General features: G+C 44.0%; 21 protein-coding genes. 11 read left to right on the top strand and 10 right to left on the bottom strand.

Annotated elements, in window-relative coordinates; genetic code table 11:
• Positions 1 to 2 precede the first annotated feature (2 nt).
• From LZG73_RS16230 to LZG73_RS16220, 3 genes are read left to right on the top strand one after another with little or no spacing between them, the layout of a single operon-like run.
• Positions 3 to 443 (top strand): lasso peptide biosynthesis B2 protein, encoded by a 441-nt coding sequence (locus LZG73_RS16230; RefSeq protein WP_233852182.1) that lies wholly within the window; start codon positions 3 to 5, stop codon positions 441 to 443.
• 16 nt (positions 444 to 459) lie between these two features.
• Positions 460 to 1,377, top strand: coding sequence for a serine kinase (locus LZG73_RS16225; RefSeq protein WP_233852175.1), 918 nt, complete (start codon positions 460 to 462; stop codon positions 1,375 to 1,377).
• 1 nt (position 1,378) lies between these two features.
• Positions 1,379 to 2,503 carry a nucleotidyltransferase family protein gene (locus LZG73_RS16220; RefSeq protein ID WP_233852172.1) on the top strand — a complete coding sequence of 375 codons (1,125 nt, stop codon included), beginning with the start codon at positions 1,379 to 1,381 and terminating at the stop codon, positions 2,501 to 2,503.
• Here LZG73_RS16220 and LZG73_RS16215 read toward each other — a convergent pair.
• The 3 genes from LZG73_RS16215 to rsfS all read right to left on the bottom strand — a co-directional run bounded on the left by LZG73_RS16215 (position 2,500) and on the right by rsfS (position 6,051).
• Positions 2,500 to 3,447, bottom strand: a complete 948-nt coding sequence (locus LZG73_RS16215; protein ID WP_233852170.1) for an aldose 1-epimerase — start codon at positions 3,445 to 3,447, stop codon at positions 2,500 to 2,502. The two genes, LZG73_RS16220 and LZG73_RS16215, sit on opposite strands and share 4 nt — an antisense overlap.
• An 89-nt stretch (positions 3,448 to 3,536) precedes the next feature.
• Entirely contained in the window at positions 3,537 to 5,594 is a 2,058-nt protein-coding gene (gene ftsH, locus LZG73_RS16210; RefSeq protein WP_233852168.1) for an ATP-dependent zinc metalloprotease FtsH, read from the bottom strand.
• Positions 5,595 to 5,667: 73 nt separating this feature from the next.
• Entirely contained in the window at positions 5,668 to 6,051 is a 384-nt protein-coding gene (rsfS, locus tag LZG73_RS16205) for a ribosome silencing factor (RefSeq protein ID WP_233852153.1), read from the bottom strand.
• Between the two features lie 44 nt (positions 6,052 to 6,095).
• On the opposite strand from rsfS, the gene LZG73_RS16200 reads away from it, so the two are divergent.
• Positions 6,096 to 6,863, top strand: a complete 768-nt coding sequence (locus LZG73_RS16200; protein WP_255697126.1) for a biotin--[acetyl-CoA-carboxylase] ligase — start codon at positions 6,096 to 6,098, stop codon at positions 6,861 to 6,863.
• Position 6,864: 1 nt separating this feature from the next.
• Here the strand turns inward: LZG73_RS16200 and LZG73_RS16195 are convergent, their stop codons facing one another.
• Entirely contained in the window at positions 6,865 to 7,194 is a 330-nt protein-coding gene (locus LZG73_RS16195) for a transmembrane 220 family protein (protein WP_233852138.1), read from the bottom strand.
• Between the two features lie 91 nt (positions 7,195 to 7,285).
• The gene (locus LZG73_RS16190; protein WP_255697125.1) at positions 7,286 to 7,987 is read right to left on the bottom strand and encodes a tetratricopeptide repeat protein; all 702 of its coding nucleotides are present in this window, start codon (positions 7,985 to 7,987) and stop codon (positions 7,286 to 7,288) included.
• A gap of 281 nt (positions 7,988 to 8,268) precedes the next feature.
• On the opposite strand from LZG73_RS16190, the gene fsa reads away from it, so the two are divergent.
• Together fsa and LZG73_RS16180 are read left to right on the top strand one after the other, a co-directional pair.
• Positions 8,269 to 8,925 carry a fructose-6-phosphate aldolase gene (gene fsa / locus LZG73_RS16185; RefSeq protein ID WP_233852127.1) on the top strand — a complete coding sequence of 219 codons (657 nt, stop codon included), beginning with the start codon at positions 8,269 to 8,271 and terminating at the stop codon, positions 8,923 to 8,925.
• A 21-nt stretch (positions 8,926 to 8,946) separates the two neighbouring features.
• Entirely contained in the window at positions 8,947 to 9,624 is a 678-nt protein-coding gene (locus LZG73_RS16180; RefSeq protein WP_233852125.1) for a cell division ATP-binding protein FtsE, read from the top strand.
• A 75-nt stretch (positions 9,625 to 9,699) separates the two neighbouring features.
• On the opposite strand, the gene LZG73_RS16175 is transcribed toward LZG73_RS16180, so the two are convergent.
• Both LZG73_RS16175 and kdsB read right to left on the bottom strand, forming a co-directional pair.
• Positions 9,700 to 11,268, bottom strand: a complete 1,569-nt coding sequence (locus LZG73_RS16175; RefSeq protein ID WP_233852111.1) for a bifunctional response regulator/alkaline phosphatase family protein — start codon at positions 11,266 to 11,268, stop codon at positions 9,700 to 9,702.
• Between the two features lie 156 nt (positions 11,269 to 11,424).
• A complete protein-coding gene (gene kdsB / locus LZG73_RS16170; protein ID WP_233852108.1) occupies positions 11,425 to 12,165 on the bottom strand; it encodes a 3-deoxy-manno-octulosonate cytidylyltransferase in 741 nt (246 codons plus the stop codon).
• Positions 12,166 to 12,220: 55 nt separating this feature from the next.
• On the opposite strand from kdsB, the gene LZG73_RS16165 reads away from it, so the two are divergent.
• The 5 genes from LZG73_RS16165 to LZG73_RS16145 all read left to right on the top strand — a co-directional run bounded on the left by LZG73_RS16165 (position 12,221) and on the right by LZG73_RS16145 (position 16,916).
• On the top strand, positions 12,221 to 13,009 hold the full coding sequence (locus tag LZG73_RS16165) for a DUF4905 domain-containing protein (protein WP_233852104.1): 789 nt from the start codon (positions 12,221 to 12,223) through the stop codon (positions 13,007 to 13,009).
• Positions 13,010 to 13,012: 3 nt separating this feature from the next.
• On the top strand, positions 13,013 to 14,095 hold the full coding sequence (locus LZG73_RS16160; RefSeq protein WP_233852103.1) for a LysM peptidoglycan-binding domain-containing protein: 1,083 nt from the start codon (positions 13,013 to 13,015) through the stop codon (positions 14,093 to 14,095).
• Positions 14,096 to 14,112: 17 nt separating this feature from the next.
• Positions 14,113 to 14,325, top strand: a complete 213-nt coding sequence (locus LZG73_RS16155; RefSeq protein ID WP_233852102.1) for a hypothetical protein — start codon at positions 14,113 to 14,115, stop codon at positions 14,323 to 14,325.
• Positions 14,312 to 15,115: a TIGR02757 family protein gene (locus LZG73_RS16150; protein ID WP_233852101.1), complete on the top strand. Its 804-nt coding sequence runs from the start codon at positions 14,312 to 14,314 to the stop codon at positions 15,113 to 15,115. The genes LZG73_RS16155 and LZG73_RS16150 overlap by 14 nt, the downstream gene beginning before the upstream one ends.
• Before the next feature lie 163 nt (positions 15,116 to 15,278).
• Positions 15,279 to 16,916: a tail fiber domain-containing protein gene (locus LZG73_RS16145; protein ID WP_233852100.1), complete on the top strand. Its 1,638-nt coding sequence runs from the start codon at positions 15,279 to 15,281 to the stop codon at positions 16,914 to 16,916.
• A gap of 79 nt (positions 16,917 to 16,995) precedes the next feature.
• Here LZG73_RS16145 and LZG73_RS16140 read toward each other — a convergent pair whose 3' ends face one another.
• The 3 genes from LZG73_RS16140 to LZG73_RS16130 all read right to left on the bottom strand — a co-directional run bounded on the left by LZG73_RS16140 (position 16,996) and on the right by LZG73_RS16130 (position 21,974).
• A complete protein-coding gene (locus LZG73_RS16140) occupies positions 16,996 to 20,403 on the bottom strand; it encodes a ThuA domain-containing protein (protein ID WP_233852099.1) in 3,408 nt (1,135 codons plus the stop codon).
• Positions 20,404 to 20,495: 92 nt separating this feature from the next.
• A complete protein-coding gene (locus tag LZG73_RS16135; RefSeq protein WP_233852098.1) occupies positions 20,496 to 21,548 on the bottom strand; it encodes a sugar phosphate isomerase/epimerase in 1,053 nt (350 codons plus the stop codon).
• Positions 21,549 to 21,605: 57 nt separating this feature from the next.
• Complete coding sequence (locus tag LZG73_RS16130) at positions 21,606 to 21,974, bottom strand: four helix bundle protein (protein ID WP_233852097.1); 369 nt, start codon at positions 21,972 to 21,974, stop codon at positions 21,606 to 21,608.
• Positions 21,975 to 22,009: the final 35 nt, after the last annotated feature.

Raw genomic sequence — 22,009 nt, 5'->3', positions numbered from 1 at the left:
CATTGAAACGATTACAGCATTACATTGGCAAATGGAGCAGTTTATCCGGCGAAGAGAAATTGATTTTTCTCAAAGCGGCTGTTTGTCTGGTGCTTGTGAAAATAGGCTTGACCGTGTTGCCTTTCGGAACTTTCAAAGAGGTCTTTCACTGGTTTTGCAAAACAAATTCGTCAAGGGAAATTTCGGCTAAGCGAATCGAATTGACGGTTTGGGCAGTGGACACGGCTGCTAACTTGCTTCCAATGGACCTGCTGTGCCTGCCTCGTGCGCTGGCTACAAAATATCTGCTACGAAAAGTGCCAGCCTTAACATTGGAAATTGGGATAGAAGTTAATCCTGCCAAGCAATTTGAAGCACACGCCTGGGTGGAACGGAATGGCTCCATCATCATTGGTAATTGGCCCGAATCAGTGCTGTATAAGCGAATTTGGGTTTGGAAATGAATTTACTATTACACACATGAAGTCTTATAAAGCCTTCGGGTTAATAATCCATTCTGAAATTGAATTGCCAGAACTGAGTGATGGCGATGCTGGCATGGAAGCTGATCTGCACATTGAACTTGGCGAATTTGAACTGCCGCCACTAACAAATACGCATTTATACAGGAGAGGAGTAAGGGCCAGCTTTGCGAAAGATGCAGACGAAAATCTCTATCTGCATTGGGACGGCATTGCGTCCTTTAAAGCGATTAACGGCAACCAGTTGATTGTTAATCCGTTGGTTCAGGATCATAATTTGATCAGCCTCTTTACAGTCAGCGAAGCCGTCGGGCTAATTCTGTTTCAGAGAGGTCTTTTCCTTTTACACGCAAGTGCGGTCCAGGTCGGAAATGAGGCATGGTGCTTTATGGGAACGCCGGGGGCAGGCAAATCGACCACAGCTGCTGCGTTTATCAAGGCAGGTTGCAAATTGTTGAGCGATGATTTGACAGCCATTTCTTTTGATTCCGATGGTTTAGCCTACATTATCCCCGCCTATCCGCAGTTGAAAATCTGGGACAACACTGTTAATGGATTGGATTATGAAAGGTCAGATCTGCATCCGGTCAGTGAAGGTGTCAACAAATTTTCCTATCAGCCAAAAACCGACTTCCCGCAAGAACCGGTGCGATTAAGGGAAGTTTTTTTCTTGCACAGAGCACGCAATAAAAAATCATTGACGCCCTTGCCGGCCATTGAAATGCCAACCGAGACGCTTAAAAACTTTCCCTTGCCCAGTCAGTTGCTAACGGACAGTGTGTTGCGCAGTCATTTTTTGCAGAGCCTTCAATGTGCAAAGTCAGCGCGCCTTTGGAAAAAAAAGCGCCCAGACGGTTTTGCAAACCTCGAAAAATGGGTGAATGACAGCGTTCAGCAACAACTAATTGCTGGTTGATATGCCCAATTTGAAAATTTCTCCTGAACTGGCATTATTAATTCAAGCTGCGCTAAAAAGTGATCACATCCCGGTTCCTGAAATCCATCAAGACATTCATTTTGATAAGCTGACCAGATTGGCTAAATGGCATCAGGTCAGGCCGTTGTTGCTGCATTATATAGAGGCGATCGAAGTCAAAGTTCCAAAGCAACATTCCGAGGCACTGAAAGATTTTGCCATGGGACAGGCGGTGACAAATATGGCCTTCTTGGGAATTTCGGTCAATCTTTATAAGCAACTTTTGGCCAAGGATGTCAAAGCCTTTTTGATGAAGGGAGCGATATGGGCCTGGTTACTTTATGAGAATCCGACTCAGCGTGAGTTCGGTGACATTGATTTTTTTATCAATGATAGTGATTTGAATAAGAGTTTGCTTGTGCTCGGGAGCAATGGTTTTCAACCTGACGCTTACCGCCAATATTTGGTTGCTCAAAAAGCGCTGCGAACCGCCTATATCGCAACAGATTACCAACTTCCACTCGAACCGGTGTCAGATCATACATTGCAATCGCTCGAAGTGCAATGGCGGCCAACTTATCCTCGATATTGCTACAATTTATCTTGGGAAGAGCTCTCAGAAGACATGATTTCGGTAAACATGTCTGGTTCGACCATTCAAATTCCAAATATGGAAAATCAACTGCTTATGATGGTCATTCACCACGGCGGCGTTGAACAATGGGATAAACTGAAATACATGGCTGACTTCGTCAGACTTTTGAGCAGACATGCCGAGACAATGGATTGGGCTTATATTCAAAGCGTTACCAAGCGAAAAGGTTTCAATCGGCTGCTAATGGAATCGCTGGGAATGGCTTATTTGCTGACAGGCGAAAAGATTTTCAGTTTAGAAACGAATGTTGCCGCATTTCCGTCAGAGCGCTTTCGGGATGCAATCCTGTCACATTGGGAAAATGAGCGCCCGGCCCTGAAATCAAAGTCCTGGCGCATTTTTCTTTATAATATGCGCGTCCGGGATAATCTTAAAGTCAAGTTATCCATTCTCGCGGCTCACCTCAGCTATCTGACCAATTGGCAATTACTCTGGCATAAAGCCCTTTGGTATAAAAAACACCGTTTTTAAATCAGATTCAGCGTTATCTCTCCTGTAACACGCGTTCCAGGCGACAGAATGTTAAGTCCGTCTCCTGAATTGAAGGAATCAACATTAGCCGTTAACGGCTCAATCGCCACGCAATCGCGGGAAGGAGGTGTATAAATGACCAGATAATTGAATTTACCTTCACCTGTTTCCTGGCGAATTTGCAATGTAACATGCTGATTTTCTGAAATGAGTTCGGTTAGGACGGTTCCATTTGTGGAGTTAATGACGAAACAATTGTCAAATGCCTTGCGATACAGTTTTGTCGGCTTTTCAACCAAGAATGGCTTTTTGCCAATAGGAATCAAGTTGCTGTCAAAGTCTACGATCTCATCAGAAGGAATTTTGATTTTCCAGACATCGGCTGTCTCATTCCCAAGCACGAAATAGGGATGCCACCCGAACATTACAGGAGCGGGGCTGGTGCCTTCATTCACGGCTTCATAATTTAATGTGAAACGTCCATCTGCGTGCAATGTGTAAAGAACTGAAAACTGAACATGAAATGGATATCCTTCCGGTTCTTGAAGCTTGTAAGATAGTCTTAGCGAAGCAAAATCCTCCTCTGCAATTTGCTCGTCCAAATCAAATGCCTGCTTTCTAACCAGACCGTGAATTGCATTTAAATTGCCAGTTTCGTTTCTTACCAATCGATATTCTTTCCCCAAGAACTTGTATTTACCATCCGGAATGCGGCTTGCAAAAGGGAAAAGCAATTCACTTGCACTCTTTGCATCAGCGATGAGCGCATCGGGAGTGGGCGGCGTTTTTAGCAGCGAAAACAATGTCACGTCTTTGCGGAGCGATAACTGGCGGAGTAGCCCTCCGAGTTCCGGGATTATTACGGCTCTATTTCCTGTAATTGTGTCTTGAAGGACGATCTCAGTAAGGTCACCGAATTGCTGCTTGGATATTTCGAAAGGCATTTTTGAGGGGATTAGCTGTATGGTTTTACAAAAAAATAGCCAGACAATCAGTTTGTCCGGCTATGTACTCATTATATCAATGGAATTGGCTATTCGTTAGAAGATCCTTTTTCAGCTTCTGCCATTTCTTCTTCCTTTTTCTCATTTTCAAGCGTGTTCTTCACAACTTCTTCGTGAATTGCAGCTTCTTCGTTTGAGCGACGGTTTATGTAAGCCTGATAGCTCGTTTCCTTCTCGTAAGGACGTTTTCCAATCAGTTTTTCAAGATCACTTTGGAACAAGATTTCTTTTTCCAAAAGCTCTTTTGCCAACACTTCCAGTTTATCGCGTTTTTCGGCTAACAAGTTTTTAACAAACTGGTAAGCCTGGTCGATCAATTTCCTAACCTCTTCATCAATCGCTTGCGAAGTAGACTCAGAATATGGTTTGGTGAATGCGTAATCGCTTTGTTTCGAATCGTAATAGGAAATGTTACCAATCCGCTCATTCATGCCGTACATTGTAACCATGCTGTACGCCACTTTCGTAACTCTTTCAAGGTCGCTCAATGCACCGGTTGAAATTTTACCAAAAACAACATCCTCTGCCGCACGTCCGCCCAATGTCATACACATTTCGTCGAAAAGCTGCTCTGTGCGATACAAATACTGCTCTCTTGGTAAATACTGTGCGTAACCCAAGGCTGCAACACCACGAGGGACAATTGAAACTTTAACCAATGGATCAGCATGTTCCAGGAACCAACCTGCCACTGCGTGACCAGCTTCGTGATAAGCAACGATCTCTTTCTCTTCTGGCGAGATCAGCTTGTTTTTCTTCTCCAAACCACCAATAACGCGGTCCATTGCATCTTGAAAATCCTGCATGGTCACTTCATCGCGGTTACGACGAGCTGCAATTAAAGCCGCTTCGTTACAAACATTCGCAATTTCAGCACCCGCAAAACCTGGGGTTTGAGACGACAGTTTTTGAATATTAACATCAGTCGAAAGTTTCAAAGGTTTTAAATGCACTTTGAAAATCGCCTCGCGACCGATAACGTCTGGCTTGTCTACTGAAATCTGACGGTCGAAACGTCCCGGACGAAGCAATGCTGGGTCCAAAACATCAGGACGGTTTGTTGCTGCAACGATAATGATTCCTGAATCGGTTGCAAAACCGTCCATTTCTACCAACAGGGAGTTCAATGTATTTTCACGCTCGTCATTAGAACCTGGCATTGCGCCACGTCCGCGTGAACGTCCTACTGCGTCAATCTCATCAATAAAGATGATACACGGCGCTTTTTCTTTCGCTTGTTTGAAAAGGTCACGAACCCTTGCAGCTCCCACACCCACAAACATTTCAACAAAGTCGGAACCTGACAGCGAGAAGAAAGGAACACCCGCTTCACCTGCAACAGCCTTAGCCAACAACGTTTTACCCGTTCCCGGAGGTCCTACAAGCAAAGCGCCTTTTGGAATTTTAGCACCCAGCTTCTTGAATTTGTCAGGGCTTTGCAGATATTCAACAATTTCCTTAATTTCTTCCTTCGCTTCATCTAAGCCAGCAACGTCATTAAAGGTGATTTTCACCTTGTTTTCAGCATCGAACAATGTTGCGCGTGAGCGGCCAATGTTGAAAATCTGTCCACCCGGTCCAACCCCACCTGACATTCTGCCCAGGATAAAATACATTACCAAAATCATCACAATAAAAAAGCCCCAGGTTCCGAGGAAACTGGTCCAGTCATTGCGCGTATCAACCACAAAAGGCACTTTGTCATCGTCCGGAATGCCCTCCTGCATCTTGTCAAAATCTTTCTTGAACGTTTCCGCAGAAGTTACCTGGAACTGATAATGCGAAGCAGTCTCACCTCCAAAATAATTATTTTCCTTTCCAACAACCTTATATTTATCTTGTTTTAGAGCCTCTGGTTTTAGTGTAACCTCAACCGACTTGTCATTTACAATCGTTACCCGTTCAACCTCCTTGTCAGCCATCATTTTTTCAAAACGTTTCTGAGTCGTTTCGCGAATGGTTGACGTTCTGTTCAGATATGTAATTCCAAGTATAGTGGCAATCAGAGCGGCGATAATCCAGCCCTGATATCCCTTCTGAGGACTTTTAGGACTAAGAGGCCCTCTTTTGTTATCGTTTTCAGACATTCTGTGTTTTAAATTAAGAGGAAATATAATAAACAACATACCGGGCAGGGTGAATGTTCACCTGCCCGGCCATTTATACCATGGAATCTTCCAGGTATGTTACCTCTGCATCTCCCCAAAGTTCTTCAAGATCATAATGCTTGCGACGATCTTTGTTGAAAATGTGCGCTACAACGTCTACATAATCAATCAAGATCCACTCTCCATTTGCCTTTCCCTCCTTCTGCCAGGGTTCTGTTTTGGACATTTTATAAACTTCGTCTTCAACCGAATTGGCCAAAGCATCTATTTGCGTGTCGGAATTACCCGAACAAATTACAAAAAAATCAGTTATTGAATTTTTAACTTTTCTGAGGTCAAGTATTGTGATGTCCAAGCCCTTCTTTTCTGTCATTCCTTTTGCTACCAGCTCAGAGAGATCTTTTGAGGATAGTTCTTTATTTTTGCGTTCTTTCATTCGTAGTTAATTCCTTTTCTAAACCCTAAAGTAAAGCAAAAAAATTGTACAACTCCATACAGGATACCTTAATTATCGGTAAAAAAGTTATATATCTGCCAACTTGTCATTCTACAAACGACATAGCGGCTGAAATAGTGCATGCCGGGTTGTTCGACGAAGGGACCATTGTCATAACCGATAATCAGGTTAAAGGAAGGGGCCAGCGGGGGACAGAATGGCTCGCGAATCCGGGCGAAAACCTGACTTTTTCAGTCATTTTAACGCCGCACTTTTTGCCGATTTCTCATCAGTTTTTGCTGAGCCAGACCGTTGCCCTTGCGGTGAGAGATTTTGTCGGGAAATACGTTGTTGACACGAAAGTGAAATGGCCCAATGACATTCTTGCCAATGGCAAAAAGGTCTGTGGCATATTAATTGAGAATGCAATCCAGGGAAGTAAAATCGTAAGCTCCGTTGCTGGAATAGGGTTAAATGTCAATCAGATCCTGTTTGAAAACCCTTACGCAACATCGATTAGCAACGAAACAGGCAGGCAGATTTCGTTGCAGGAGGCGTTTGAAAATTTAGTGCTGGTCATTGAATCCTATTATTTCAAACTAAAAACAGCTGATGGTCAGGATCAGATCCGGGCGGCCTATTTAAATCATTTATACGGATATAAAAAAACTGTCCGGTTCAAGTACGCAGATCGCACGCTCGAAGGGACAGTTGATCATATCACGCCTCAGGGAAAACTTGTTTTGCAACTCCTTTCAGAACCCGGTCAGATCGAGGTTGGGCTGAAAGAGATTGAATGGCTTTGGGATTGAATCAACCCCATTTGCCAATGACCAGCATTACAAGCGTACAGATTCCCAGTCCAAGCGATTCTCTGGCCAGCTCAATATTCATGCTTCTCATTGCTGCCTCGCCAAAAAATATTCCTTCAAATTCCGGCGGCCATTGCAGCACGGCTGCCACCAAATATCCGGCACCAAGCGCGTAAAAAACCCAGCTCGGCCATAATTCGCGAATGCTCATAAAGCAGGCTAGCGCTGCGAAGGAGTAAATCGCAATCCAAAGTCCCGAATCGGGATCATTGAGCTGCAAATAGGCGAAAATTACAAATACAATTCCGAAAAAAATCTTGAAAAGTCTCATTTACTATGCGTTTTAAGCGTCTTGCTGATCTTATAATATAATAAGCCCGGGGCTTACAATTGTTAATCACACAAACGCTGATTTTTTCAAATTATTGACAAAACTGGGCCATTGCATTGGCGGCATCAGAATAACCCAAGTTCAGTGATTGCTTCAAGTTGGAACAGCCTAAATCCTTTTCTCCATCATTCCACTGCGCGAGGCCCAGCCCATAAAACGCTTTGCCATAACTTGCGTCCAGCCTTACCGTCTGCCGAAACGCCAATGTTGCTTTTTTGTAGTCCTTGTTACGATAATAAGTGTTTCCAAGATTATACCAGGCTTGCTTGTTGTTTTCATCAAGTTTTGTGGCCTTCTCAAAATCGGTGATGGCCTCATTGCTTTTTTCCATCAACACCAATAACTGTCCACGGTTGAGAAAAACGTCAGCCGTGTCAGGCGCAAGGGCAGCCGCCTTATTATAATCAGAAAAGGCAGAATCCAACCGGTTTTCGTCTGTATAAAGCAAGGCGCGATTGAAATAGGGGCGATACGAATCGGGTTGTAATTTGATGGCTTGGCCAAAATCAAGCAATGCGGTCGGATATTCCTTCAATTCATAATAAGCGACGCCGCGCAGGTTGAATGCATCCGCGTTTGCATCGTCTTTTTCTATGGCTTTGTTAATAAATTCAATGGCTTCACGCTGCTTTCCTTGCTGCATCAACTCCTTGCCTTTTTTAAGAAAAGCATCAGAAGATTGGGCACAAGAGCAGAGTAAAAAAAGAAAAAATAAAAAAAAATTACGCGGCATAACTGTTCATTTCTAATTGATTCGCACAAAAGTAAGCCCAAACGTTAATTGAATGTTTTCTTTTTGTCAATAAAATGTCTTTATCTTTGCACCTGGCAAATCGGAACTACCAGCTCCTTCCGAATCCCCCAGGTCCTGACGGAAGCAAGGGTAGGTGGTCGATGCGGTGAGATTCTCGGTTTGCCTTTTTTTATGCCCTTTCGGTTCTATTCTCCTCTTTCATTTTGCATTTGACCAGGGTTTTCTACTTTTGTGGAAATTCTAACCATTAAAATCCCGATATGAAATTTTTTATTGACACTGCTAATCTGCAGGAGATTCAGGAAGCACAAGCACTTGGTGTTCTCGATGGCGTTACGACCAATCCATCATTGATGGCGAAGGAAGGAATTACGGGAAAGGACAACATTATGCGCCATTATAAAGCCATTTGCGATATCGTGGACGGCGATGTAAGTGCTGAGGTGATCTCGATAGATTTGGAGGGAATGATTCGTGAAGGTGAAGAATTGATTGAAATTGATGATAAAATTGTAGTTAAAATTCCAATGACCAAAGAAGGCGTGAAAGCGTTGAAATATTTCTCTGGCAAAGGTGTTCGTACAAATTGCACATTGATTTTTTCTGCTGGTCAGGCACTTCTGGCAGCAAAAGCAGGCGCAACTTATGTGTCTCCGTTCATCGGGCGTCTGGACGATATTTCAACAGACGGCATTGGTTTGATCGAACAAATACTTCTGATTTATAGAAATTACGGTTTTGATACACAAGTTTTAGCAGCTTCCGTGCGTCACCCGATGCACATTATACAATGCGCAGAAGTTGGAGCTGACGTTATGACAGGCCCGTTGAGCGCAATGGAAGCATTGTTGAAACACCCACTTACCGATATCGGACTTGAGAAATTCCTTGCTGATTATAAAAAAGGAAATTCCTAAGACTTAATTTTCTTCAATGCTATGACTGAGTCAACAGAGCCAATTATCATACTGGATCGGGCGGATATTTATCAAGGTGAGCGGCCTGTGTTGAATGATGTGCATTTTGAAATAAAAAACGGCGAGTTCGTCTATATGATCGGACGGACCGGAAGTGGCAAAAGCTCTCTTTTGAAAACGCTTTATGCGGATTTATGGCTGCATACAGGATCGGCAAAAGTCGCTGGTTATGAGCTGCATAACATTAAGAGATCGGATATTCCCTTCCTTCGACGCAAAATCGGCATCGTTTTTCAGGATTTTCAATTGCTTTCCGACCGGTCGGTTGAAGATAACCTGTCATTTGTCCTTCGGGCAACAGGCTGGGATCAGCAGGCGAAGATTTCCAAACGCATTGCAGAAGTTTTAATGCAGGTTGGACTTGGAACGGCTCAGAAAAGAATGCCACATCAGCTTTCCGGCGGTGAGCAGCAGCGTGTTGTGATTGCCCGCGCCATGTTGAACGAGCCGCGAATTCTGATCGCAGATGAACCAACCGGTAATCTCGACCCGGAAGTCGGAGAGCAGATCATGCAGGTTTTTCGCACCATTAACAATGCCGGTATTGCGATTTTAATGGCAACGCATAACCACGAATTTTTACGAAGATTCCCAGCCCGCGTTTTAAAATGCGAGAATGGAAGCGTTATAGAAGGATAAAACGAGTAAGCATAAAAAAGGAGAGCATCCCGTCGATCGATGGGATGCTCTTCTCTTTTATATTTTGAACGAAAATTATTTTGCTGTCAAATCAATGATTGGAATGATCATTTCTTCCAATGAGACGCCTCCGTGCTGGAATGTGTCGCGATATAAATTCACGTATTGATTATAATTGTTGGGGTATGCAAAGAAATAATCCTCTTTGGTAAACACGTAAGACGTTGACACGTGCGGTTTAGGAAGGAAAATTCGCTCAGGCTTGCGGCAAACCATCAGGTTTTTATCATCAAAGCCCAAGTTCTTGCCATGTTTGTAACGAAGGTTTGTATTGGTCTCGCGGTAGCCGATGATTTTTACGGGTCGTTGCACGCGGATCATTCCGTGGTCTGTTGTCAAAATCAGCCTGCATTTCTTCTCTGCCACCTTTTTGATAAAATCCAGAAGTGGCGAATGCTGGAACCATGACTTCGTAATTGACCTATAAGCAGCCTCATCCGGAGCCAATTCTTTGATCATTTGAACGTCCGTGCGCGCGTGTGAAAGCATATCCACGAAATTGTAAACCACCACATTCAGCTGATTATTCAGCATGTTGTTGAAGTTATCAATCAATGCTTTCCCCTGATTCGCATTCAGAATCTTATGATAGGAGCTTTTAACATTGTTCAAATGATTCATTTCCAGTTGTTTCTGGAGAAAGTCATGCTCGTGATTATTGAGTCCTTCTTCGCCTTCGGGTGTATTTTCATCGCTAACCCACCATTGCGGGTGCTTACGCTCCATCTCGCTCGGCATAAGGCCTGAAAAAATGGCATTGCGCGCATAACCGGTTGTTGTAGGCAAAATCGAGTAATAAGAAGACTCTTCCTCAATGTTGAAATATTCCTGCAAAATAGGCTGGATCATTTTCCATTGATCATAACGGAAATTATCAATCAGCAAGAAGAACAATGGCTCATCCGATCCTTTCAGATGCGGGAAAACCTTTTGTTTCATCAACTGATGCGATAAAATTGGCTTATCCGCACGCGGATCATTCAACCATTCCTCATATTTGTCTTCTATAAATTTGCAGAAATTAGCGTTGGCCTCACTCTTTTGCATGCTGAAAACTTCCGCCATGCCCTGATCTTCTGAACTTTCCAGCTCCAACTCCCAGTAGATGAGTTTTTTGTAAATATCAGCCCATTCTTCATGACCTATCCGGTCCTGATATTGCATGGCCAGGTTCCTGAATTCCTGCTGATAACTCAATGTCGTTTTCTCCGTAACCAGCCTTTTATTGTCCAGGATCTTTTTTACAGAAAGTAATATCTGATTGGGGTTCAGTGGCTTAATAAGATAATCGTCGATTTTTGAACCAATGGCATCTTCCATTATATGTTCTTCCTCACTCTTTGTAATCATCACAACAGGCAAATTCGGCTGTTGCTGTTTTATTTGTGCCAATGTTTCAAGCCCGGTCATACCCGGCATCATTTCATCAAGAAACACAATATCAAATCGGTCGTTTTCAATCCGGTCCAAAGCATCCGCACCGCTGTTAACAGGCGTCACATTGTAACCTTTATTTGTCAAAAACATGATATGTGGTTTGAGAAGATCTATCTCGTCATCGGCCCAAAGAATGTTATATTGCATAGAAATGGTTTTTCAAAAATGGTTAATAAATTACTGTAAGGGTAACGCCCCAATTTCCGTGGGTCGTATAAAAATACCCGTTTTAACGTTTTTTAAGAGAAGTTAATCCGAATGCTTCGTGTCATAAAAGTTACAAATAGCATTCCAGATCGCCTTTTATAACAAAAACTTTCTGGTAACCCGGATCAAATCCTCCGGTGTATCCACGCCATGCGAATCGTCAGAAGTTATCACCGCTTTAATCGCATAACCGTTTTCCAGCCAGCGAAGTTGCTCTAATGCTTCGGCTTTTTCGAGAGAAGAAACGGGCAGTTTGGTGATTTCCGCAAGCACGTCCGCCCGATATGCGTAGATGCCTATATGTTTGTAAAATGTGTGAGCGCCAAGCCACTGCCCTGATTCGGGATTGCGCAGATAAGGAATGGTTTGCCGACTAAAATAAAGCACTTCATTTCTTTTATTCAAAACGGCTTTTGGCACATTGTGATTGAACAGAATTTCGTCGCTGTCAATGACCTTGACCAATGTTGCCAGCTCGGTTTCACCATTCAATGCTGCGGCAAGATCATCAATCGGCTCGGGGCTTATGAATGGTTCGTCGCCCTGAATGTTGATGACATAGTCGTACACGCCTTCCGTTTTTGTCATCGCTTCATAGCATCGATCGGTGCCGCTTTGGTGACTATCGGCAGTCATAATGGCTTTTCCGCCAAACTCAGTAACATGATTATAGATTCTTTCGTCATCCGTGGCAACGATAACCTGATCGAGTTGCGTAGCTTTGGACGACTGTTCATAAACCCGCTGGATCATGCTTTTTCCGCCAATATCCACCAATGCTTTGGCAGGAAAACGGGTTGAAGCGTAGCGGGCAGGGATGATTCCTAATATTCGCACGAGGTTTGTTGGTATGGTCTTTGTTGAAATTTGTTTCAAAATAAAGCCAAAAAAATTGCAAAAAGTTTTTTCCAAAGCGTTTTCCCAAAATATCTGGCGGATTTTGCCAAACGAAGATCCGCATAGCAACTTGTGGGTGATTGAATTGCGCGAAACGGAAGCCAAGAAAGTCTCGTTTGCATTAATTGATACGGCAGCAGAACGGATTTTGTGGCAACGCACTCCGGAAGAAGCGGATTGGTGGAGCTCGCTAACTGCGTTTTACTACGACCATTTTTTCTTGCACAATTACCGCTATCCCGAAATTCCCGAACCCACCGACCTGCTTGCGTTCCATGCCAATGATGGTCAATATTTATGGGTTTTGCCAAATCATTTGCTTGTTAAACCATTGACTACGAAACTTATTGAAGTTGCGACTAAGTCAGGCGAACAATTTATTTACAAGGAATGTGAAGTCGAGACGGGCAAGCTTTTCGCCCGTCAGGAAAGTTATCCGGCAGAGTTTGAAAAAGTAATTTTGCAGGAACCCGTTCGTTACAAGAAAAACAGCATTTACTTTGAAAAGCTTGCCACATTTATTCATAAAATAACGAATGGGCACATTGCGGTAAGCATTGATTATTTGGAGAAAAGGCCCTATATAATGTTTTCTTATTATATTTACGAGCAAGATAAATCAGTTCAATATCTCCTCATTGTGACAGATCAGCAGCAGGTTGTATTGCACGAACAACTGTCAGAAGAACGCGAAGGAATGGGCCGCTCAACAATGATGTTAAAGGCATCAACATTGGTTTATCTAAAAAACAACAACGAATTTTCGAGTCTAACACTTTCATAATAAATGAAATACATTTTTTGCCTGACCTTTTTGGCAGGTTTGTTGACGAGTTTTATTGAAGTCCGGGCTAACGGAAATTTTGTTGTAGACTCTGTCGGAGTCGAAAGAGTGGGAGGGAAGGTTTTCGTTCTCCATAGAGTGAATCAGGGGCAAACGATGTTTGCAGTCGTGCGTCAATATGGCACGACCATTCAAGCCCTTAGAGAAGCCAACCCAGGCATGGCGGATCAGATTCAGTCTGGCCAGACCATTCGAGTGCCCTACACAGCGAAGGCCGGCAAAAAAGAATCTCGAAAAGAGGAGAAAAAAGAAGCTGCAAAAGCAGAAGTTAAGGATGTAAAACCGGCACCGACTGCTCCCGCACCGACCGCGCCTGCACCAACAACAACCGCAACAACAACAGTTACAACACCTTCTGCAACAACGCCACCTGCGTCAACGCCTGCGCCAGCCGTGGCAACCAATTCTGCGCCCATTGCAGGATCGGCAGTTTCGGTTCCTGCCAATGGCATTCACATTGTAGAACCCGGGCAAACCTTATATCGCGTGGCTGTGAAATATGGCGTTTTAATGGCTGATTTGAGAAAATGGAATAACCTGGCTGACGATAACCTGAAAGATGGTCAGGAACTGATTGTAAGTGAAAAAGGCTTAGAAAAGCCTGTTGCGGCTCCTGTTGCAACAGTTGCGCCGCCTGCACCGAAAGTAACCACTACTACCACCGTTGTGAAAGATTCAGTAAAAGCCAAAGCCGTTGTTCCTGAAAAGGTTGTTAAGCCGGTGGAAGAAGTTGCTGCTCCAAAAGTGGTGAGAGGAAAAAGAAAATCAGAATCGGGATTGGCAGAGGTGATCGAAACGGACGAAAGCACAAGCAAATTTCTCGGACTGCACCGCACAGCTCCTGTTGGTGCATTGGTTGAGGTTTTGAATGAGTATAATCAGGAAAAAATCATCGTCCGCATCATTGGTCGCATTCCCGACACGAGCATTAATGATGACATTGTAATCAAGTTATCTTCAAGGGCTTTCGAAAAAGTTTCGCCCAACAGTAAACGATTCAGGGCGGTTGTCAGTTACCTTGAATAAGCACTTACATCAACATCATGAAACATTCACCTGAATTTCGTTCTAAAAGAGAAGAAGAGCGGGCCGCGCTCAAAAACACCGCAGGATACAAGCTTTGGAGCGTTATGTTCACGCTGCTTTATCCGTTCATCGCCATTTTTACATTCTTGTTTTCTGGCGTAATCATGTTTTTTTCGGGTATTTCAAAAGTTTTGGCTTACCTGTTTGGAGGAAGCCATGTTAGGCACTGAGACGATAATTCCTACATTCTCATCATTTGTTACAGATTTATTGGAAGAAAAGGCGGAGCAGTACAATCAGCCTGCATTCATTCCTTTTGACCCAATCAGCATTCCGCATTCGTTTTCTGTAAAACAGGACATTGAAATCATGGGCTTCTGGGCAGCAGTGCTTGCCTGGGGACAGCGAAAAACGATTATTAACAAATGTCAGGAACTGTCCGCCTTAATGGACGGCGCTCCCTATGACTTCGTGCTTAACCACACAGAAAGTGATTTAAAGCCATTCCTGCATTTCAAGCACCGCACATTCAACGCGACGGACACATTATATTTCCTGCATTTTTTCCAGCAATATTACCGCCAGCACGATTCGTTGGAATTTGCATTCAGCAGTCATTTGCAAGAAGGTGACGAAACGATTGAAAACGCCCTGATTGGCTTTCATAACCTATTCCGCGACTCGGAAAATTTCCCTGGCAGAACCGCGAAACACATTGCGACACCCATAAGAAAATCCTCCTGCAAACGCCTCAACATGTTCCTTCGCTGGATGGTAAGAAAGGACGATAAAGGCGTAGACTTCGGCATATGGAACACCATCAAACCATCTCAGCTTGTGTGCCCCTGCGACGTCCACGTAGACCGCGTCGCCCGACTCCTCGGCCTCATCAAGCGCCCCAAGACCGACTGGCAAACCGCCAAAGAACTGACCGCTTCATTAAAACAACTTAGTCCCGAAGACCCTGTAAAGTATGATTTTGCATTGTTTGGCTTGGGGATTGAAGGTTTTGCGAAGTAGTGTTACCTAGACGCTTACAACTATTTACATTTTTATAAATCTCTTTTCCGATTATTAACTCCGCATTACCGGTTATTCATTGATTTTGTTTTAAGCCTTGGATAAGTACAATTTGGACTTATTACTAATCGAGGTGAGAGCCTCCTAAAACAAAACAATTTTAATGAAACAGATTTGCAAAATCGCGGCTACGCTTTTTCTAGGCGCATTATCAATGCAAAATGTCAATGCACAAACGCATTATGGTGTTGGTGCTGGGACCAAGGGAAATGGCCACGCATTTTTTGGTGCCAAAGCGGGTCAGGTAAACTTAGCAAGTAGTAACACATTTATCGGGGATGAATCAGGGGCAAGCAATGTTAATGGGCTTGAAAACACATTTGTAGGCTTTCAGTCTGGTACCAATAACAATGGAAACTACAATACGTTTATAGGGATTTTCGCAGGGGCAAAAAATGTAGGGGGCGGGACAAACACATTTGTTGGACATTCAGCGGGTGTGAATAATTTGAGTGGATCGTCCAATACATTTATTGGAATGGGAGCAGGAGGACATTTGGTCACAGGAACTGCAAATACATATGTCGGACTTGGTGCGGGCTCAAATAGTGACGGAGGTACACACAATGTAGCATTAGGAGCCAACGCAGGAACATTTGCTAATGGCAATAGAAATGTTCTAGTAGGCCATAGCGCTGGTGACAATGCAGAAGGAGATGAAAATGTATTTGTAGGTTCAAAGGCCGGTTTCCTAACAAAAACTTCATGGAACACCTTCGTAGGTTCTCAGAGCGGTTATAAAAATCAATCAGGAACGGCTAATGCTCTTTTTGGAACGGAGGCGGGATATTCCAACACGACAGGAAGCAATAACGCATTCTTTGGCTTCGGCTCGGGCTACACAAACACGAAGGGTGAGAAGAACACTTACCTGGGATATGCAGCTGGTGGAAATCCTGAATTAACAAATGCAACCGCAATTGGTGCGCTTTCAAAAGTGACAGCTAGCAATAGCCTGGTACTAGGTAACAATGCGAATGTTGGGATCGGCTTGTCAGCTCCGGCCTATCAACTTCATCTTAGCACGGACGGCGCTGCTAAACTTGGATCTCCAACTTGGACGGTTGCATCTGATAGGCAACTAAAAAAAGATATTTCCAACTACACAGATGGTCTGGAAGTGCTGAAAAAGATTAACCCGGTTTGGTTTAGATACAATGGCAAGGCAGGGACTAAAACCGACAAAAAATTCGTAGGCATAATCGCGCAGGATATGAAGGAAATTGCGCCTTACACCGTAGGAAGCTTCACCTACAAAGACTCCCTAGACAACAAAACAGAATATCTGGATTATGATGCGGGTGCGGTGACTTATATGTTGGTTAATGCGGTGAAAGAGCAGCAGGAGATTATTGAGCAGAAAGAGACGAAGATTCAGGATTTAGCCAAGCGTCTGGAACAATTAGAACGCATTGTTGCCTCTGGATCAATCAAGCCTTTGACCGGTAATAATGCAGCGCGTCAAGAGCCCAACGCAAATGGAGTTTTGTTGGAGCAGAATGCGCCGAACGGGTTTTCTCAAAGCACTGCCATTCGCTTCTTCATTCCGCAGGCAGTGAAAGAGGCTGTGATAAATGTCTATTCAATCGAAGGCGTAAAAGTAGGTTCTTATCCTGTTAAAGATCGCGGCGAAAGTGCATTAACATTATCCGCAGACCAGTTTGCCAGTGGCGTTTTTGTCTATGACCTGATAACAGACGGTAAAAGTAACGGTGCCAAGAAGATGGTTATCACCAAGTAAAAACAGCTTTTTAATTATAAAAAAATGCTGGCCCCGTTCAGGAGCCAGCATTTTCGCTTCTGAAATCGCATTCAAAACCTTACATGACCGAGCTGTCAAACTTTACCCATTCAATTCCAAAAAGGGGTTTGGGGCCGGCTGAGGGGTTTTTGTAAATGAAAAATACTTTGTGCAGCTTATTATCTGCCGGAGCCTTGATTGGAATGTTGATTGTTTCTGCTTTATCTACTTTTCCTTCGCCCACTTTCGGGCCAGAAACGCCGTCGAGATGGATTTCCAGGGTTCCGCCGGCAGTTCTGGCTCCATCGGATATAACTGCCACTGAGAGGTTGGAGATTCCGCTCAGGTCAATGTCGTCGAATGATATGAAACTGCCGTTTTTCGTTCCTATGACCATTTCGCCGCCTTTTTCATTCTTGAATTTGAAAATGCTGCTTGTGCTGTCAGCTGCATTTGCAAGGATTGTAGCAGGACGCAATGCAATGGTTTTTGAACCTGTCAATGGTCCCATGGCCACACCGCCTTTATCCGTATAACTGGCTGTAAAAATGTAAGAACCTTCTTTTTTCTTAGCCTCGGTTACGTATGTGCTTTTCAGCGGCTTTTTATCAACGACTTGTTCCTTAGCCAAGGAAAGAATGTATTTCACCATTTCTTCCGCTTCCTCTGGCTTGTGCTGCGGATGAGCTGCCATTGCCTGCTCGCCCCAAACGCCGCCACCGCCTGTAATTACTTTTTGAGCCAGTGTTTTGACAGCATTGCGTTCTTTCTCGTAACGTTTTGCAACTTCAATATAAGCTGGTCCAATTGACTTTTTGTTAATAGAATGGCAGGCTTTGCAATCGCTCAATTCAATCAAACGCTTGCCAGTTTCGAAGCCCGTGTTAGCCACGTGGCCTTGCGCCAGCTGCGTTTTGTCAAAACCTTCCAGATAATTGATTGTCAATGTTACTTCGTCTTCCGGGATTTTCTTGTCTGCCAATGTTCCATCTTCCTTATCAGCGACGGATACTTCATAATTTACAGGTTTATCATTCCAATAAAATGTCTTATTGCCTTTGATGGCGACATCCACTTTTGGAATTGCATTGCCCGCTTTTACAGTCACCTCGGAAGTGTTAGAGTTGCCAGAGGCATCGGTTACTTTCAAGACAGCAACATATTCACCTGGTTTTGCATAAGTGAAACTTGGGTTGGCAACCGTGCTTTTTGGCAGGCCTTTTCCAAAATTCCATTCATATTTCACCGCGTCTCCGTCATGGTCTATCGAGCCTTTTGAAGAGAAATTCACTTTCAAAGGAACCGCACCGATTGTGTTCGTCGCTGCCGCAATGGCAACCGGAGCGCGGTTTCCTGCATTGTAAGTAATGTGCGACAAGCTGGCTTCATCATTTTGCGCGAACCAGTTTGGGCCGTATTCCAATGTGTACAATGATCCGTCATTAGCAAACTGCATGTCAATCGGGTGGCTGAACTTTGCACTCGGCATAAAGCGCTCAATGTTCTGCAAATCGCCTTGTTCGTTCATGGTTACAATATTGATGTAATCGCGAATCCAGTCATAAGCGAAGAATTTACCATTGTAATAACCAGGGAATTTGCTTTTACTATCCTGAAAATCACCTGCATAGTAAACTGGTCCGGCCATTGCATTACGACCTCCCTTACCCACAATCGCGCCGAATTCTGGCGAATCTGCATACGGATAGTAAATGAATGCAGGCTGTGCTGGCGGAAGCTCCTGCAAACCCGTGTTATGCGGTGAGTTGTTGATCGGCTTAGCCGGATCGAATGGCTTACCCGATGTGCTGTCTGCAAAATTAAACTCTACATATGGCTTGTTATCGGCAATGAAGAGGGGATAACCAAAGTAACCTGCCTTTCTAGCTTGGTTCACCTCGTCATAACCACGTGGGCCGCGTTTCGGATCGTCATTAGAGGCGTCCGGTCCGACATCTCCCCAGTACAAATATCCTGTGTGCTGATCAATTGAAATACGATAAGGGTTTCTGGTTCCCATTACATATATTTCTGGTCTAGCCTTTTCATTTCCAGCCGGGAACAAGTTTCCTTCCGGAATGTCATATAAGTTAGTTCCGCCCGGCATGTTCGCACGGCGATCACCATATCTTGGCTTGATCCTTAAAACTTTTCCACGCAAAGAATTGGTGTTGGAAGAAGAATGGCGACCGTCCCAACCCTCACGTCCCGGACGACCATCAATTGGTCCATAACCGTTTGATTGGAAAGGATTTACGTCGTCTCCTGTCGATAAATACAAATTGCCTTTTGCATCCCACGCAATAGAACCGCCAGTGTGGCAGCAATCTGTTCTTTTCACAGGAACAGTTAGCAAAACTTCTTCTGTCGAAAGCAGCAATGTGTCCTTTACATCGTCATATTTAAAACGCGACAAATGCTGCGCCGTGTCTTTTTCAGTTGATGGAGGCGAATAATAAAGGTAAACCAGTTTGTTGGTTTTGAAATTTGGATCAATGTTCAATCCCATCAAACCATATTCTTGCTTGATATAAACCGGAACATCAGCTACAACTTTGATTTTGCCCGTTTTTGGGTTATAAAGTTTTAGTTTCCCTTTACGCTCTGCTAATAAAACACGCTGATCTTCAAGCACAACAAGCTCAGTCGGTTCGTCCAGTTTCGTGGCCAGCACTTTTTTGGTGAAGCGGTTTTCTTCGGGGCGGGATTTGGAATAATCCAGCTTGGAAGCCATGACATAATTAAGGCCGCCGGTCAAATGTTTGACAAAAACCGGGTTGACAAATGTGGCATCTTCATGTCCAAAGTTGGTGTAAAATGCCTTTCCGCCGTCATATTCATGATACCAAGACATCGGGTGATTATCGCCCATCTTGCCGTCTTTGTAAGATTTCTCATCAATTTTAATAAGCACATTAACCTTTGGATTCAAGTTTTTGAAATCATAAAACTCATCCTTAATCTTCCATTTTTTAGGAAAATCCGTCATGGATTCGTGTTTATCATTCACCACGTAAGCTTCGCCTTCCTGCACATTCGGATTGCCTGGGTGGCTCATGAATTGCGCGCCGGCCAACTTGTTATACCACGACCATTCATATTCTGTGTCCGTGGACGCGTGAATGCCCAGGTAACCGCCGCCAGCCTGAATGTAACGCTCAAAAGCATCCTGCTGCTTGTCGTTTAATACATCGCCCGTAGTATTCAGAAAAACCACCGCGCTGTATTTTTTCAGATTCTTTTCGTTAAAAACAACTGAATTCTCGGTTGTGTCCACCGAAAAGCCCTTCTCCTGACCAAGTTTGATCAGTGCCGTTCTTCCCGCCGGGATGGACGAGTGCCGGAAACCTGCCGTTTTTGAGAAAACGAGGATTCGCTTCTCTAGCGTGACGGTCTGGGCGAAAACATTCACACAAAAACAGGCCATCGCCGCAATACCAAGCGCACGGAGCTGTTTTGATGAGATTTGATAAAAGAAATTACGCATTCTTGTTCTTAATATTTGTGTTAACTGATATAGCAAAAAAACCTATCACACATAAGCGTGATAGGTTTTCAATATACTTGTGCTTTCGACAATTAAAGTCCTAACACCTTGCGGTTGAATGCTTCATCTGCACCAGTGCCTGCAAAATCGTCAAATGCTTTCGTTGTTACTTCGATAATGTGGCTCTCGATAAATGGCGCGCCTTCCGCTGCTCCTTGAACCGGAGATTTGAGGCAGCATTCCCATTCCAAAACCGCCCAGCTGTCATAGTCATACTGAGATAATTTTGAGAAAATGCCATTAAAATCAACCTGACCATCTCCTAGTGAACGGAAACGGCCTGCGCGATCGGCCCAGCCTGCAAAACCGCTGTAAACGCCTTGCTTGCCAGTTGGATTGAATTCCGCATCCTTTACGTGGAATGCTTTGATGCGGTCGTGATAAAGATCAATGAATTGCAGATAATCCAGTTGTTGCAACACAAAGTGACTCGGATCGTAATTGATGTTCGCACGCGTGTGACCGTCGAGGTAATCCACAAACATTTCGAATGTCGAACCATCAAACAAATCTTCACCTGGGTGCAGCTCGTAAGCCACGTCTACGCCGTTTTCGTCATACACATCCAGAATCGGCTTCCATCTTGCAGCCAATTCTTTAAATGCTGTCTCAACCAAACCGGCTGGACGTTGTGGCCAAGGGTAGAGGAATGGCCAGGCCAATGCACCAGAGAATGTCGCGCTGGCTTTCAAACCAAGGTTAGCGCTCGCTTTCGCCACATATTTCAAATGCTGCGTCGCCCATTCTGCGCGTGCTTTCGGATTATTTCTAACTTCCGGAACAGCAAAACCGTCATACATTTCATCATAAACCGGATGCGAAGCAACCAGCTGTCCGATAATGTGTGAAGCCAATTCTGTAATTTCCAACCCTTTATCCGCCAGTTTGCCTTTCAACTCATCTGCATAAGTCTGCGATTCAGCCGCTTGCTTCACATCAATGACACGAGGGTCCCAAGTAGGAAGCTGCAAACCTTTATAGCCTAAACCTGCCATGTAGTCGGCAATTGTATCTAACGAATTAAACGGAGCTTCGTCGCCAAGAAATTGTGCCAGGAAAATCCCCGGCCCTTTGATAGTTTTCATGTTGTTCAATTTTGAATTAGTGAATGAGTGAATGAGTGAATGTTGAGAATGTGGTGTTTAGCTGGCGCTTTTGCGGGCTTTTGAGAGAATTTTGATGATTTCGGTTGCCTCGTTCATTAAGTTTTGTAATTTTTCGATTGGAAGAAGTCCTGCTTCTGAGATGATTTCCATCCAAAATAGGGACTCGTCTGCTTCTTCGATTGTAATGCTCAGTTTGGCAAAAAATTCCCTTTGACTTCTGGCCCTGCAAGCAGCTCGATAATTGGCACCAACCGAAGATGATGATCTCAAAAACTGCTTACCTATAACCCGCGCCTCTTCATTCGAAGGCAACGACTTAAATAACCGGATACTCCGCAAAACGAAAATCTTAGTCCTATCCCGAAGCGCATTAACAAACACTTCCTTAGCATTAAAATCATTCATAAATAGTGTGTTATTAAAATGCACCCTCACAAAAA

Source organism: Dyadobacter sp. CY326, from assembly GCF_021390515.1.
Lineage (GTDB): Bacteria > Bacteroidota > Bacteroidia > Cytophagales > Spirosomataceae > Dyadobacter.
Note: the sequence above shows the minus strand (reverse complement) of the source record. Positions and strands in the feature narration are given on the sequence as shown.

What these genes read in the sequence shown, in the direction of transcription:
- LZG73_RS16140 (WP_233852099.1), bottom strand. Translation starts at nt 20,403, where the DNA reads ATGCGTAATTTCTTTTATCAAATCTCATCAAAACAGCTCCGTGCGCTT.
- LZG73_RS16150 (WP_233852101.1), top strand. Translation starts at nt 14,312, where the DNA reads ATGTTAGGCACTGAGACGATAATTCCTACATTCTCATCATTTGTTACA.
- LZG73_RS16135 (WP_233852098.1), bottom strand. Translation starts at nt 21,548, where the DNA reads ATGAAAACTATCAAAGGGCCGGGGATTTTCCTGGCACAATTTCTTGGC.
- LZG73_RS16145 (WP_233852100.1), top strand. Translation starts at nt 15,279, where the DNA reads ATGAAACAGATTTGCAAAATCGCGGCTACGCTTTTTCTAGGCGCATTA.
- LZG73_RS16180 (WP_233852125.1), top strand. Translation starts at nt 8,947, where the DNA reads ATGACTGAGTCAACAGAGCCAATTATCATACTGGATCGGGCGGATATT.
- LZG73_RS16130 (WP_233852097.1), bottom strand. Translation starts at nt 21,974, where the DNA reads ATGAATGATTTTAATGCTAAGGAAGTGTTTGTTAATGCGCTTCGGGAT.
- LZG73_RS16225 (WP_233852175.1), top strand. Translation starts at nt 460, where the DNA reads ATGAAGTCTTATAAAGCCTTCGGGTTAATAATCCATTCTGAAATTGAA.
- LZG73_RS16160 (WP_233852103.1), top strand. Translation starts at nt 13,013, where the DNA reads ATGAAATACATTTTTTGCCTGACCTTTTTGGCAGGTTTGTTGACGAGT.
- ftsH (WP_233852168.1), bottom strand. Translation starts at nt 5,594, where the DNA reads ATGTCTGAAAACGATAACAAAAGAGGGCCTCTTAGTCCTAAAAGTCCT.
- LZG73_RS16175 (WP_233852111.1), bottom strand. Translation starts at nt 11,268, where the DNA reads ATGCAATATAACATTCTTTGGGCCGATGACGAGATAGATCTTCTCAAA.
- LZG73_RS16220 (WP_233852172.1), top strand. Translation starts at nt 1,379, where the DNA reads ATGCCCAATTTGAAAATTTCTCCTGAACTGGCATTATTAATTCAAGCT.
- fsa (WP_233852127.1), top strand. Translation starts at nt 8,269, where the DNA reads ATGAAATTTTTTATTGACACTGCTAATCTGCAGGAGATTCAGGAAGCA.
- LZG73_RS16195 (WP_233852138.1), bottom strand. Translation starts at nt 7,194, where the DNA reads ATGAGACTTTTCAAGATTTTTTTCGGAATTGTATTTGTAATTTTCGCC.
- LZG73_RS16215 (WP_233852170.1), bottom strand. Translation starts at nt 3,447, where the DNA reads ATGCCTTTCGAAATATCCAAGCAGCAATTCGGTGACCTTACTGAGATC.
- LZG73_RS16190 (WP_255697125.1), bottom strand. Translation starts at nt 7,987, where the DNA reads ATGCCGCGTAATTTTTTTTTATTTTTTCTTTTTTTACTCTGCTCTTGT.
- LZG73_RS16155 (WP_233852102.1), top strand. Translation starts at nt 14,113, where the DNA reads ATGAAACATTCACCTGAATTTCGTTCTAAAAGAGAAGAAGAGCGGGCC.
- rsfS (WP_233852153.1), bottom strand. Translation starts at nt 6,051, where the DNA reads ATGAAAGAACGCAAAAATAAAGAACTATCCTCAAAAGATCTCTCTGAG.